The following is a 13,402-nucleotide window of genomic DNA, read 5'->3' on the forward strand; positions in this document are numbered from 1 at the left end:
TGTAGAGCAACAGGGCAACACTATTCACAGTCAGGATTGCACGTGCAGGCAGGGACTCCCGTACTGAGATTCAGAACCGGGAGATCGAAGCGACTCACACTCTCGGAGAGATCCCACGGCGAGAGTCGTGCGGGTGTCAGCGCTCAGGCCGCAAGCAACACAGTGGCGGTTGGTTTCTGAGAATCACATCCATCTTGGATCACGAGCTCTTTCCATCGATGAACTGGGAAGGGGTGATAACGTCCATATCCTTCTCCTTGACGTGATCGACGACCTTTCTGAATTCACTCATCGGGACGTTATTCTCCCCATGCTCGATTCTGTGATAGGAGATGACGACCAGCTGGTTGGTCTGCTCGGCGACATCGAGTATCCGTCGAACATCCCGGACGGACGGCCCTTGCACCCGAGCGATAAAGTTCGGGTTGCTCGGGTGTTGTGCATTGTTGGGACAACCGCCGAACAGAAAGCCAGTCTCGTAGATCTCGTCGATCAGTGAGAGCGTCGTCGAACTCACACGGCTCCTCGGGGCGACGAAGTGGCGCGCACCCTTTTCATGGCCCTTTAAATTGAGATACTGTTTTACTTTCTGGAGAATTCGGCGCTGCTCCTGTTCATTCATCTTCGGAAGTATCGGGCCCGCATGGCCCATCATATCCCAGCCTGCTTTGCCCATCTCACGCATGTGCTCTTCCGTCATCCGATCTTCTCCATTGATCACGTCAGGAGTGACAGCCACGGAGTGACCAATTGATCGATCCCCAACCAACGGCTCCACAGATTCCGGCAGTGAATGTCACAGGAACGGACGGATCTCCCCCCATGTTTCAGAAATTCAACATATTCTGATCATTACCGCCGAACAGAACGTTTTCACCGTCGGACCACACTAACTGGGATGGAGTGTAATTCATTGGCGCCCGGAGCACCTCGAACGAAACTGAGGACGCATCGGCATCGTTGTTCCGCGATTCGGTGTTCGACGTGTCGGGGAAAGCGTGGATTCACAGCTTGGAGATCAGCGTCGCTACTGCAACCGACAGCGGTCGCTTTCTCTACCGTGGCACTCTCGACCTCGATATCGCTACGGGCCACGATACACACTGGGCACCTGAAATTCTCTACCACGACAAGACAGATAACTTAGATGCCATTTACTTCTTCGTCGTTCCGTAGATGTGGAAAGGGCCTCGCTACTTGTTTCATCCGCGAGTCCAGAGCGTATCCTCACTCACCACGATAGCAGATGTGTATACTATCTGTCTATTGGCGATAAAGCTTATAGTAATTCGGCGAGCATATTCGTTCGGTTGTTCATTCACAGGATTAGAACAACCAAATAGATGGTTTTATTCCATCATCAGCAGCACACAATCGATTTCGATGCTCGGACTGGTTCACCGGGCATCGTTCACCCATTTTATCGTGATTGCACAGAGAGTCAAATTCCTCCGTCGTACCAATGTACTAGACGCTGAAACAGACCTTTCTTATTCACCGTATATTGATGTATATGAAGAAATTAAAAAGATCTGGAACCAATGATTTCCCTGTCTCAACCTGATCTCGGCGAGAAAGAAAAACAGCGCGTTGCAGCCGTCATCGATCGTGGTCCGCAACTCACACGTGGATCGGAAGTCGACGCGTTCGAATCCGAGTTCGCGCAGTTCTGTGACACCCCTCACGGTGTTGCGACGACGAACGGTACAAGTGCGCTTCATACAGCGTGTGAAGCCCTTGGCCTCGGTCGTGGCGACCGCATCGCAACCACCCCGTTTTCGTTCATTGCCAGTGTGAACGCCATCAGGTGGTGTGGCGCTGAGCCAACGTTCGTCGATATTCGAGAGGAGACGTACAATCTCGATCTTCAAGAGTTTGAGGCCCAACTCCGCGACGGCGAGCAGATCGATGCAGTTCTCGTTGTCCATCTGTTCGGCCTTCCATGCGATATGGCTCACCTTACTGAGCTCGCTGAGGAGTATGAATTCCTCATTATCGAGGACGCTGCGCAAGCGCATGGCGCAACCTACGAAGGAACGCCAGTCGGATCATTTGGGGATGCCGCCTGTTTCTCGTTCTTCCCTTCGAAGAATATGGTGACGGGCGAAGGAGGGATGGTTGTCACTGATCGTACTAACGTCGCTGAGCGTGCCCGCTCGTTCATCGAGCACGGAGCCACTGATGAAGGATACGATGGCCTCGGTCACAACTTCTGCATGTCGGAGATCACTGCTGCGATTGGACGCATCCAACTGGAAAAGCTACCGAAGTACAACGAGACTCGACGACACAACGCTCGACGCCTCACAGAAAGTCTCCATGACCACATCGTCCCACCAATTGAACCAGCACCCTGTCGGCATGTCTACCATCAGTACACGATCCAGTCGGATGCACGCAATACACTTCGGAGGGCGCTTGCCGAGCACGGTATCGCCTCGAAAGCGTACTATGAGACGCCAATTCACCACCAACCCGCCTTCTCGGAGTATGATGTCCACCTTCCAATGGCTGATCGGCTTTCGACGCGCGTACTGTCATTACCCGTCCATCCCCAGCTCTCTTCTGAAGAAATTTCTCACATCGTGGACACAGTCAATGAACATTCACCGTGACAAGCCTGCGTTTCAGTGTATTCTTCATTATACCATTTGCAGTGGAGTGGATCGATCGAGAACTGCAGAAGTGTCGGTTGAAATATCTCATCCGCGAGCGCGTAACAGACCTGAGTAGTGTGGATATACTAACAATCATGGCTATACGGATTGGCCACTGCAGTCAGTCGATTCGTTGCATGACAGAGAGTCGTATTTAGAAATCAGCACGCTTTATCCACTCAATGCCAGTTACAATAAACCAAATCATCCAAGTTGCGAAGATTATCAGCGATGCGGCGTAGTACGCTTCCCTCGACCCAATGAAAGTTGCACCCGCAAGAACCACGACCACGAAAACGAGGGTACTGACATTGCGACGCCAGTCACGTAGCGCCTCAATGAGTGCTGAGGTACCAGTATACCTCGACATGTGAATAAATTACTTGGGCACAATAAAACACTATCGTCATATCGACGTGAAACATCGATGAAGATATCCACAGTAACAACCTCGTGGTTCGGCGAGTGGATTCAATCCCATGTCTGTAATTGAAATGAAGACTAATTGATTGGATACTGATGCACCGTATAGATATGTATTACGTCGCTAACGTTGTAATGGATGGCGTCCGTTAAACACTCACTAGGTGTGTAGATCGAGTTTTAATTACAACCAGAGCTATGCCAGCTCACTCGAATGCAAGAACAGATCACGTGAACAGGCTCCCAACGACATATTTACTCAACACGGTATCCGAGATCAGTAAGTTGCTTTCGCATCGCTTCTGTGAACGCTCCGTCAGCCGATTCGGATGCAGCGATTGGTTTCCCGTCGCGTTCACACCACCGAGTCAGTGTATCGTCAAGTCGTTGGGTGACACCATCATACTGTGACACTACATCCGTGTTCTCGTCCGGTAACCGAAAGAGTTCAGAATCAGTTTCACTTTTCAGGTATTTGAATTCGGACGTTCGAATTGCAGTAAGCGTCCCACGGTGGTACCGTGAGACATCGAAATCGGGATTTAACTCCTGATAGGTGTCGAGAATCTGTTGACATCGACCTGCGCCGCGCTGTGTGATTGTGTGAGTTCGTACTTCGTTATCAAGATTGATACCCTGAAACTGGCTGGTATCAGAACCAATTGACGAAAGGAGCGTCTGCATGACGTCGATATGCTGTACCATCTCGCCATCATAACCCAGCATCTCGTCCGAACCGTGCACAACAAGGGGGACATGGATAAGTCCATCATGCACACCAATTTTGTGACCGAGAAGACCCTGCTCTCCGAACGACTCACCGTGGTCTGCTGTGATGACGAAAATCGTGTTGTCAAGATCTAACGTAGAGGCGTAGTCGAAAAGTTCACCGACGAGGCTGTCAGTGTATTCAATGACTCTGTCGTACAATCCTGTCAGCATTCTCCACTCGTCTTCCGTGTACGGACACCCCTGTGCGATGAGTTCATCGAGATGAGAATGATGATGCAGTGCAAGATCTCCAGCGTCTTTTGTCGAGAGACCAAGACGTTTGGCTTCTTGTTTCAGTAATGGAAGTGGGGGGTAATACGGGTGGTGTGGGTCGCCAAAATGCAGGTACAGAAAGAACGGTTCACTCGAATTCGCAAACGATCGGAGCCGTCGCTTGGCCATATCCCCCATCATGTATCCCGTATTGTGCCGCCTCGTGTCTCGTGTCATTCCACCTCCGTGGTTCCTGATGTTAATGATATTTTTAAGAATGGTACTTTTGTTGATATTCTTGAGGAGAGTCGACTTATCGATCCACACGAAATCGTCGAATCCGCGATCAAGATCGGTTGCAGAACTCAGATTAGCATTCGGAGAGATCGCAGCAGTATGATACCCACTCTCACGCAGCAGTTCAGGAACAGTCTTCAGTTCGGCAGGTATTCGTTCGCTATCCATTCCCGCTCGATGGCGAGAGGGCCATGTCCCAGTGAGAATCGATGCGATCGACGAACGCGTCCATATCCCGTGACTGATGCAGTTTGAAAACGATCGACCACCATCTGAGTTAGCAATTCGCCTAAGATTCGGCGTCGTGTCTCGTTCGTAGCCGTAGAGTGACGTGTGATCCGCCCGAGTACTCTCAATTGTGATCCAGATTATGTTCATTGTATCTATTTAGTATAGTTCTCTCAAAGATACCTCTGCTTGCGAATGTCAGTTGTACGGTGAAATCGGGTCTCTGTCGTCTCTACGTCACCACACTCGTCGTGAGTATCGTGTGAATATGGACACCACCCTCTATTTATCTCTGAATAGGATGTCGATGGGTCCGAAAATTAGTTAGGAATTCGTTTCTATTGATAAGAAGGTCAAGCCATCATATCGTATGTATCTCCAGTGATCAAAGCCAACGTTTGGTTACCCGTGAGATAGCTCATCCAGTGGCTACCCGGTTCGGGAGCCGCTACACTGATAAATATCGTCCAGTCATGATGACCGATACATGACTCTCTATGCTCAGCACCTCGCCGTTTCTGCGTCGCCAACGATGTCATCAACGAAACCTTCACGGAGTAATCCAGCAAGCGTCTCGGTCTTGTCATGGAGGTGAACATCGCCATCAGGGAGAGTCACCGTCTCGGAAACGGCATCAACGATTTCCGTGAGTTCGTCGCTCAGCGGTGGGTCATCATCAAGTGACGCGAACTGAACGGCCACCAAGAGTTCGATGGCGAACACGAGACTTACACGCTCAACAGCATTGTGGAGGTTCCGGGCGGAGATAGTTCCCATACTGTGGACATCCTCTTGGCCGCCAGAAACGACGACAGAGTGATCGCTCGCGCTGTCAACAAGACGTGACTCCGTGACGAGTCCAGTGGCTGTGTAGTGAGCAATCATTAACCCGGATTCGATACCGGGATTGTCCGCGAGGAACGGTGCGGGGACAGCGTCGTCGTGGAGTAGCTTGTGGGTGCGCTGCTCGCTCGCTTCGGTGAGTTTTGTGAGGCTGCGTGAGAGTTGGTCGGCACTCTCGGCGAGGGGCTGGCCATTGAAATTCCCGCAAGAGACGAGGCTCCCGTCGGGGTATACGAGTGGATTATCGGTGACGCTCTCAAGTTCTGTCTCCACAACGTCACGAACGTGTTCAGTCTGCATACGCGTCGTACCGTGAATCTGCGGAACGAGACGGAGTGACAGGGGATCTTGCTCCATTCGTTCGATGCCAACATTGTCCGAGAGTAAGCACCGGATGTTTCGAGCGGCCGTCTGATGGCCTTGTTGTGGTCGGTCAGCTAGAACGCGCTTTTCGAATGTTTCGGGACAGTTCCCAATGAGACTGAACGTAAGTGCAGCAACAGTATCGGCTGCCGTTAAGAGCGTCTGGACGTCGTTGAGAGCGATAACCAGCAGGCCAGTCATCACGGGCGTGCCACTGAGCGTTGAGAGTCCCTCCTTTGGTGCAAGCGAGAGCGGTTCGATGCCAGCATCAGCCAACGCGTCTGCGGCATCAACCTCCTTTCCCTGATACTCAACACGACCCTCACCGAGGAGTGCTCGGGCAAAGTGGGCGTTGGCACCGAGGTCGTCGGTACTGCCGCCGAGAGGAACCAGTGGATGAATGTCGGCGTTGAGGAGGGCAACGAACTGCTCGACGAGGGCAGGCCGAACGCCAGATCGCCCAGCAGAAAGCGTGTTCGCGCGACTGAGCATCGCTGCCCGGACCACCGGTACCGGAGCGGGATCCCCGACGGCGGCCGCGTGGCTCCGGACAATATTCTCCTGAAGGGCTTTCAGGTTATCCTTGGAAATAGCAACATCTTGGAGTTTTCCGAACCCCGTGTTGAGGCCGTAGACTTGCTGTTCGTTCGTCTCGACAATGGACGCCACTACGTCGCGGGTCTCGCGCATCTTCGCGGCAGCGTTCGACGCGAGAGCGATCCGTTCGCTCTCGCATGCGACTGTGACAACATCTTCTATCGAGAGGGAACCGTTGAGTTCTATCATGTATGTAGTGTAATCGATTATCGCAGAACGATGGCCGTCAAGCCGTCGTGATCTCGGTTGTTTCGCCCGAACTCGATGTCGCGGGGGTGACTATTCCTTCCAGGACGCTGAACAGTTGATCGAGGACGATGACTAGGACGGCACCCGGTATCGCGCCAGCCATTGTGATATGGGTATCCAGTTGCTGTTGTCCGAGAATAACCCAATCGCCCAGACCGCCAGCACCGATGAAGGCACCGAGGTATGCCACTCCAACGGACATGACGGTGGAGGTCCGGATGCCCGCAAAGATAACAGGAAGAGCGAGTGGAATTTCGATCCGTCTGAGACGCTCAAACTCCGTCATCCCCATTCCGCGGCCAGCTTCTATCTTCGAGTTATCGACAGCCCGTATACCGGCAACGGTATTCTTCAGGATTGGCAACAGTGCGTAGAAGAACAGTGCCAGTATCACTGGATATCGGCCGAGACCAAGGAACGAAAACGAAATGGCGATGACCGCGAGCGGTGGAAGTGTCTGAGCGACGGCACCCGTGTTTATGACCAGCCAACCAAGCCTGTCGTGGCGCGTAACCACGATTCCGAGAGGTACCGCTACAAGGATGGCCGCCCCGACACCTAGACATACGATGGTCACGTGTGTCTGCAACAGCGATAAAAATAATTCACTGTGGGAAGCGATGTATTGCAGGGCTCGAATCACCGACTCGTCATACGATCCGACTCCGGCGAGGATAACCGATTCAGGCACTATTGCTCACCTCTATCCCAGATAGTGTGCTGTCATCACCGACGATAGTTTGTACGTGTGTTCTGGTGACGGAGCCAACGGGTTCGCCGTCTTCGACGACAGGGAGAACGTCATAATCAGATCCGAGAAGAATCCTCGCAACGTCCTTGAGAGTCGAGGAAGGAGTGACCGTTGGTGAATCGTGTGGCGGTACGTCGTCATCCATTACCGCTTCAACGGTAACCGTCGCGAGATGCTTCAACTTCTGGTCCTCACCAACGAAGTCTGCAACGAAGTCGTCCGCAGGGTCTGAGAGTATGGCCGTTGGAGTGTCACACTGAACGATGCTGCCGTCGCGCATCACAGCCACCGTATCACCCATCTTCAGCGCTTCGTCGATGTCATGTGTGACAAAAACGATAGTAACGTTCAGGTCGTCCTGAATGTCGAGAAATTCATCCTGAAGGTTCTCGCGTGTGAGTGGATCGAGGGCACCAAACGGCTCATCCATGAGCATCACCTGCGGATTTGCTGCCAGTGCTCGAGCGACGCCAACCCGCTGGCGCTGGCCGCCCGAGAGCTCGTTTGGGTATTGGTTTTTCGTCTCAGGAGGTAGCTCGATGAGTTCCAGCAGCTCCACTACACGGTTGTCGATGCGGTCATCGTCCCACCCGAGAAGATCCGGAACAAGGCCAATGTTTTTACCCACGGTCATGTGATCGAACAGGCCAATTTCCTGAATAACGTAGCCGATGGACCTCCGGAGGTCGATGGTGTCTCGCTCGTTGACCGACACCCCGTCGACAGAGATGGTTCCTTCGCTGGTCCGGATGAGGGTATTTATCATCTTCATCGTCGTGGTCTTCCCGCATCCGGACGGCCCGACGAGAGTGAGTGTTTCTCCTGGGGCTACCTTGAAGCTAATTCCGTCGACCGCGGTCGTTCCGTCGCTGTACACTTTTGTCACGTCGTCAAACTCTATCATGTTCATGTGTTGCTCATCTCATTGCCAGGAAGGAGTCGCTGGACGCCGTATAGACTGGCATCGACGAGAATCGCGATGGCCGAGATGGCGATGGCACCTCCCATGATCTGTTCTGTGTTTCCGAGACTGATGCCACGGAAAATGCTCTGTCCGAGTCCGGGCGCGCCAAAGAACGCCGTGATCGTCGTGATAGCGACGAGGAGAACGGCCGCCTGCCGGATGCCGGCCATGATGACTGACATCGCCTGAGGAAATCGCACGCGAAGCAGTATCTGACGGTCGGTCATACCCAGGCCACGTCCGACCTCGACACTCGATTCGTCGACATTCCCCAGACCGACGTAGACGTTGCGGGCGACGGGGAGTGCCGAGTATAGCACAAGTGCCGTCACTGCTGCGGGGATACCGATACCGACCAGTGGAATGAGCATTGAGAGCAACGCTAGGCTCGGAATAGTGAGAATAACTCCGAACACACCCAACGTCACATCCGAAAAGCGGTCGTAGCGGTGAATGAGGACACCTGCAGTTCCCCAGAGGATGACGCCAACGAAGAGACCGGTCAGCGCTATGTTCAGATGCTGAATGGCCTGTTCGATTAGAATGTCACGATTCGCAAGCATCCAAGTGACGATATCTGTCCCTGTAAACATGTATCAGATATATCCGTTATTCTTGAGGAAGTCTTCAGCGACGGACTTCGGATCCTTGCCCTCAATGGTTACCTTCGCATTCAACTTCTGCTGAGTCTCGGTCGTGAGATCCTTCGTAGGCTCATTGAGTGTTTCTTTAATGTCTGTCGTCAGCTTGTCAGTCGGCACATTCGGGGCTGGATTGTAGATATTGAAGAACGGTTTGGTATCTTTGAGAATGGGCAGGCCGAACTGCCGGATTTTCGGGTTAGTCGCAAAGCCAAAACCAAGCTGAGCCTTGCCCTGTTTGATAGCCTTATAGACGAGACCGATCTTCATCTGGACGACGTCGATTTTCGATTTCTTGTTGCCAAAGCCGTACGCGTTGGGTAGGCCACCCCAAGCGTCGTCGCGCTGGTTCATCTCCTGATTCATTGCGACCTTGAAGTTGGTATTCCCCTCGTTGACGAATTTGGCGAGGTCTTCAAGCGTCTGTAAACCATTCTGTTCAACCCACGCGGGGTTGCCGACAATGACGTACGTGTTGTTGAACGGGGTGTACTCTAGCCAGTCGATGTTGTACGTTTCGTTGTACGCGGAGTCAACTTTGTTGTAAAGTTTCTTTGGATTACTAATATCAGTGTCTTTGTCGAGGACGTTCGCCCATGCGGTGCCTGTGTACTCCCAGTAGAGATCAGACTCATCGTTCCGTAGAGCCTTGAAGTTCGCTGGTGATCCCCCAAGACCAGTCTTGTCCGTAACCTCATGACCAGCGTGCTCGAGGAGAGCCATACTTATATTGCTGAGAACGAACTGTTCAGTGAAATTTTTCGAGGAGACGACAAACGTCTTGCCGCCGTTGATGAGACCGAGACAGCCAGAAAAGGCGGTGCTCAGTCCCACTAGGGATCCGCCTGCCATTTTCAGTGCCGTTCGTCGTGTCGTCCCGTCTGCCATGAGGTATCATAACCCATTCATTCAGCCTAACAATTATATCGTACATATAGGGGTCTTTAAGTAGTTTCTCGGATGTCACTGTAATCATCGGGTGAATAATCGTCATGACGGCGATTCACGCTCCGCTAGAATTTCCGCGATATGACCGACCCCCCGTCGAAGATGCTCGCCAGCTGTACTCTTCTCAATACCAACCACCGCAGCCACATCCGACAGCGTCGCTTCCCGTGGCACGTCGAAGTATCCTAGATCGTCCGCTACCGTGATTACCTCGCGCTGGCGGTCTGTCAAGAGTTCCTCTAGTGCACCCCACGTGACTGGACTAGGGTTGAACACCGTCTCGATATCGTTCACCACGCGCTCAATACCCACCGACCCCACCGCTTCGAGTCGGTCAATGAGATCAACGAGTCGCTCCCTACTCTGGACAAACAGATCGAAGAACTCGTATCCATTCCGGAGAATCGTCGGATCAAGAGGCATGTAGTCGTTCTCCAGCATGATGGTATACGGAGTCGGCTCGGGGAACTGTGCGAACGCCAGCACCATCGCGTGCTCCGTCGATGTGGTGGGACCCCGATCGACTACCTCTACAGACTCGAAGTAGTCGGCTGACTTCGCAAGGGCGACGGCCTTGTCAATATTCGGTCCGTGGAATCGATAGAGCGCTGTGTACCGTCGGTCGTGTAGTGTCGCCGTGTAGACGTCCCCCCAAATGTCGTATTGGCCGAGTTCCGACGTCCAATCGTCAGGCAGTCGTACTCGGATTCTCACACCAAACATGACTCTGATACGAAACGTACCTGTATAAATCGCTGGTGGTTTTCGTGAGACTTCCAGAATCATCAGGTCTTGTACGATTCGTGTTTTCCCACGATGGTGTTCACGGACAGCCTTCAGGGGGAAGCTGACGAGACACTACCGCCATACAATACTCGAACTCGCGAACGAAAACATAAGAAACGAAAAATCCTCGCGTTTCAGGGCACGAAGGATGTCAAAGAAGAATGTATTAATCAGACCACTTTTGTCAACCTCTATTGGTACCGATGTCATATGATACACTATGGCAAATGCGACAGTGAGTCTCTCGATTCATTTTGACGCAGTCTCAACATGGCTCTGGTCGTTCGATTCATGGGACATGCCAACGAGACACTCACGTGGTGTGTACGGTGCAGATGTCGGAGCTCCCCGATTGCTTGACCTTCTCGATCAGTACGATATTCCCTCGACGTGGTGTATTCCCGGTCACACAATCGAGAGCTTTCCAGAGATCTGTGAGGAGGTACATTCCCACGGGCATGGCGTGCAACATCACGGTTGGTCTCACCAGGGACCATCAACGTTCGAGAGCAAGGAAGCAGAATACCACGATATCGAATGGGGCATTGAATCTATTCGTGGTCTCACTGGTGAGAAACCGACTGGATACGCATCACCAGCATGGGATTTCTCCGAGCATACACTTGACATCCTCCAAGAGTTGGGTTTTGAATGGGATTCGAGTGTCATGGCAGCGGATTTTCGACCTCATTACCTCTATGGAGGGTGGGCAGCCCCCGAAGATGGACCATATCAGCGTGGGGAACCGACTGACCTGATCGAACTGCCTGTGTCTTGGGAGCGTGACGATTTTCCTCCCTTTACGTACACGTGGTCGAGACCCCATCGAATGGGGTACGTTCCAGAAGACGCCATCTTCCAGAAGTGGTACGACCAGTTCGACTGGATGTACGAGCACGTCGAAAATGGTGTGTTCGTGCTGACGCTGCACCCGCAAGTCATTGGTCAGGCACATCGTCTGATGCGGCTCGAAGCGTTTCTTCAGCACGTTCAATCGAAGCCCGAAGCGACGTTCAAGACGATGGATGACGTTGCAACCGACTTTCGCAAGGCGAATCCCAAGACATCCTGAATCTCGAAGCCTCGGTCAATGGATGTGTCAGCAAACGTCGCTAGAACCGTATCCTGAAGTTCAGACCCAATCCGGAGAGATGAGTACTACCAGTAGTATTCCGATCGTTAGTCAGACAGATTGAGACGCTAACGAATGATAAAGACAAAAAGAGATCTCAGATAGATTTAATCACTGGGAAACCGACGGTGTTGAAGTCAGTTATGTTACCTAACGTCCCATGTATATTAGTAAGATTGACTGTCTCGAAGATGACCGCTCTTGGCTCACGTTTGCTGGTCGAAACAATGTGTCATACTTCCAAGCATAAAATTTGTCATCTTTCCATATATGGAAAATCTCATAGTTTTAATAAGTATTTAGATAAGAACGTAGTGCCGTTGACTGTGGCACAGTAATGATTATTCAGGGTAGTACGAGAGATCTCAATCTAAATGATAGATGTAGTATCTATTAAACACCAGTATTCAATAACTATGCTTCACAGGATGGAGACAGAGTGAATTATTATACGACAGGACCAATTATGTATTTGTGAAACAATATGCTGTATAAATGAGCGGGAGAACGTGGCGCTTCCAGACGGCAAGAGGAGTCGTGACAGTTCGAGGAGATGCCATCAGGATTCAGTCAACACCAGAGCACTTCCTCGCAGGGCAGTGGCATCGCTTATGGAATGGAGATGGATGGGAACGCAGCACAATTGTATTTGGAGTCGGTGGCTTCCTCGTATCGCTGTTTGGTCTTATCGACTACCTACGACAGCTTCCCGTAACCGGATTGGGGTTAGAGTCAGTGCCATATCTCATGTCTTTCGCACTGTTTACGTACATGATCTGGTCGAATCATATCAAAGGAACCACGATTCCGTTATCGGTCATTGAGTGTGTCACACTGAATGAGGAGGAAGGGAAACTCACGATTACCCACGAGCGTGACTCAGATCTCTTTTCAATGCTCAGAAGAAATAAAAACGAAACGAAAGTTTCACTCAGGACATCCGATGACATCCGAGAGGTTCGTGAAATCTTTCAACTGCGTGGAATCGATCTTGACGAGTCTGCTACGGAAGCGACAGAGACGACGTACAGGGTCCACGTGAGAGATGGAGTCTGTTTCTGCATGAGCTGTAACACTCAAATTTCTCCCAGTGACACGACCTGTCCGGCCTGTGGAGACCCAATTCGTGTGAAAACGAGGAAAGATAGTATCTCTGATACAACTTCGGAAGTATCCGAATTCCAGTCCTAATATGCGTTGTACTATTTCAAGCCACATTTACACTGTCTGAGACAGACTAGATACCGTCCGGTGTTCTGTAGATTCAAAGAGTGCAGTGCGTCTCCTACTCTGAGTCACTCTCGATCTAGGAACTGTTCACTCCGTGCTCAATACCCTTGTCGAGTGATATCTGATCACGTACTAGTTAGTCTGTGGTATAGGGAAACCACGGTACCAAAGAGTATTGCCCAACCAACGAGTGCAAACAAAATTCCCTGGCCCTGATGTATATAATGAGAACAGCAGTAATATCCCCCTCCAGTGGCCCGGAGAAATTCTCGAAGTCCGTAGCTAATAAACAGACTACCCGCTGTCCCG

General features: G+C 51.7%; 13 protein-coding genes. 4 read left to right on the forward strand and 9 right to left on the reverse strand.

From position 1 onward, the window contains the following. Positions 1-199 precede the first annotated feature (199 nt). Positions 200-700: a polysaccharide deacetylase family protein gene (locus tag MW898_RS19985; RefSeq protein ID WP_248910075.1), complete on the reverse strand. Its 501-nt coding sequence runs from the start codon at positions 698-700 to the stop codon at positions 200-202. A 260-nt stretch (positions 701-960) separates the two neighbouring features. On the opposite strand from MW898_RS19985, the gene MW898_RS19990 reads away from it, so the two are divergent. Both MW898_RS19990 and MW898_RS19995 read left to right on the forward strand, forming a co-directional pair. Beyond that, complete coding sequence (locus MW898_RS19990; protein WP_248910076.1) at positions 961-1,176, forward strand: hypothetical protein; 216 nt, start codon at positions 961-963, stop codon at positions 1,174-1,176. A 365-nt stretch (positions 1,177-1,541) separates the two neighbouring features. Further along, complete coding sequence (locus MW898_RS19995; protein WP_248910077.1) at positions 1,542-2,615, forward strand: DegT/DnrJ/EryC1/StrS family aminotransferase; 1,074 nt, start codon at positions 1,542-1,544, stop codon at positions 2,613-2,615. Between the two features lie 196 nt (positions 2,616-2,811). On the opposite strand, the gene MW898_RS20000 is transcribed toward MW898_RS19995, so the two are convergent. From MW898_RS20000 to MW898_RS20035, 8 genes are all read right to left on the reverse strand, one after another. Beyond that, positions 2,812-3,027, reverse strand: a complete 216-nt coding sequence (locus MW898_RS20000) for a hypothetical protein (protein ID WP_248910078.1) — start codon at positions 3,025-3,027, stop codon at positions 2,812-2,814. A gap of 308 nt (positions 3,028-3,335) precedes the next feature. Next, on the reverse strand, positions 3,336-4,739 hold the full coding sequence (locus tag MW898_RS20005; RefSeq protein ID WP_248910079.1) for a sulfatase: 1,404 nt from the start codon (positions 4,737-4,739) through the stop codon (positions 3,336-3,338). 351 nt (positions 4,740-5,090) lie between these two features. Next, on the reverse strand, positions 5,091-6,581 hold the full coding sequence (locus tag MW898_RS20010) for an HAL/PAL/TAL family ammonia-lyase (protein WP_248910080.1): 1,491 nt from the start codon (positions 6,579-6,581) through the stop codon (positions 5,091-5,093). A 37-nt stretch (positions 6,582-6,618) separates the two neighbouring features. Continuing rightward, positions 6,619-7,218, reverse strand: coding sequence for an ABC transporter permease (locus MW898_RS20015; protein WP_248910081.1), 600 nt, complete (start codon positions 7,216-7,218; stop codon positions 6,619-6,621). Positions 7,219-7,324: 106 nt separating this feature from the next. Continuing rightward, a complete protein-coding gene (locus tag MW898_RS20020; RefSeq protein ID WP_264556503.1) occupies positions 7,325-8,296 on the reverse strand; it encodes an ABC transporter ATP-binding protein in 972 nt (323 codons plus the stop codon). A 2-nt stretch (positions 8,297-8,298) separates the two neighbouring features. After that, a complete protein-coding gene (locus MW898_RS20025; RefSeq protein ID WP_248910083.1) occupies positions 8,299-8,949 on the reverse strand; it encodes an ABC transporter permease in 651 nt (216 codons plus the stop codon). Between the two features lie 3 nt (positions 8,950-8,952). Next, on the reverse strand, positions 8,953-9,885 hold the full coding sequence (locus MW898_RS20030) for an ABC transporter substrate-binding protein (protein WP_248910084.1): 933 nt from the start codon (positions 9,883-9,885) through the stop codon (positions 8,953-8,955). A gap of 102 nt (positions 9,886-9,987) precedes the next feature. Next, positions 9,988-10,668: a helix-turn-helix domain-containing protein gene (locus tag MW898_RS20035; RefSeq protein ID WP_248910085.1), complete on the reverse strand. Its 681-nt coding sequence runs from the start codon at positions 10,666-10,668 to the stop codon at positions 9,988-9,990. Between the two features lie 283 nt (positions 10,669-10,951). Between MW898_RS20035 and MW898_RS20040 the strand changes: the two genes are divergently transcribed. After that, positions 10,952-11,803: a polysaccharide deacetylase family protein gene (locus MW898_RS20040; protein ID WP_248910086.1), complete on the forward strand. Its 852-nt coding sequence runs from the start codon at positions 10,952-10,954 to the stop codon at positions 11,801-11,803. A gap of 555 nt (positions 11,804-12,358) precedes the next feature. Next, positions 12,359-13,054, forward strand: a complete 696-nt coding sequence (locus MW898_RS20045; RefSeq protein WP_248910087.1) for a zinc-ribbon domain-containing protein — start codon at positions 12,359-12,361, stop codon at positions 13,052-13,054. Positions 13,055-13,402 lie beyond the last annotated feature (348 nt).

It is taken from the genome of Halocatena marina (assembly GCF_023276375.1).
Lineage (GTDB): Archaea > Halobacteriota > Halobacteria > Halobacteriales > Haloarculaceae > Halocatena > Halocatena marina.

Coding starts and splice junctions, on each gene's coding strand:
- MW898_RS19985 (WP_248910075.1), bottom strand. CDS start 700: ATGACGGAAGAGCACATGCGTGAGATGGGCAAAGCAGGCTGGGATATG.
- MW898_RS19995 (WP_248910077.1), top strand. CDS start 1,542: ATGATTTCCCTGTCTCAACCTGATCTCGGCGAGAAAGAAAAACAGCGC.
- MW898_RS20000 (WP_248910078.1), bottom strand. CDS start 3,027: ATGTCGAGGTATACTGGTACCTCAGCACTCATTGAGGCGCTACGTGAC.
- MW898_RS20005 (WP_248910079.1), bottom strand. CDS start 4,739: ATGAACATAATCTGGATCACAATTGAGAGTACTCGGGCGGATCACACG.
- MW898_RS20010 (WP_248910080.1), bottom strand. CDS start 6,581: ATGATAGAACTCAACGGTTCCCTCTCGATAGAAGATGTTGTCACAGTC.
- MW898_RS20020 (WP_264556503.1), bottom strand. CDS start 8,296: ATGATAGAGTTTGACGACGTGACAAAAGTGTACAGCGACGGAACGACC.
- MW898_RS20025 (WP_248910083.1), bottom strand. CDS start 8,949: ATGTTTACAGGGACAGATATCGTCACTTGGATGCTTGCGAATCGTGAC.
- MW898_RS20030 (WP_248910084.1), bottom strand. CDS start 9,885: ATGGCAGACGGGACGACACGACGAACGGCACTGAAAATGGCAGGCGGA.
- MW898_RS20035 (WP_248910085.1), bottom strand. CDS start 10,668: ATGTTTGGTGTGAGAATCCGAGTACGACTGCCTGACGATTGGACGTCG.
- MW898_RS20040 (WP_248910086.1), top strand. CDS start 10,952: ATGGCAAATGCGACAGTGAGTCTCTCGATTCATTTTGACGCAGTCTCA.
- MW898_RS20045 (WP_248910087.1), top strand. CDS start 12,359: ATGAGCGGGAGAACGTGGCGCTTCCAGACGGCAAGAGGAGTCGTGACA.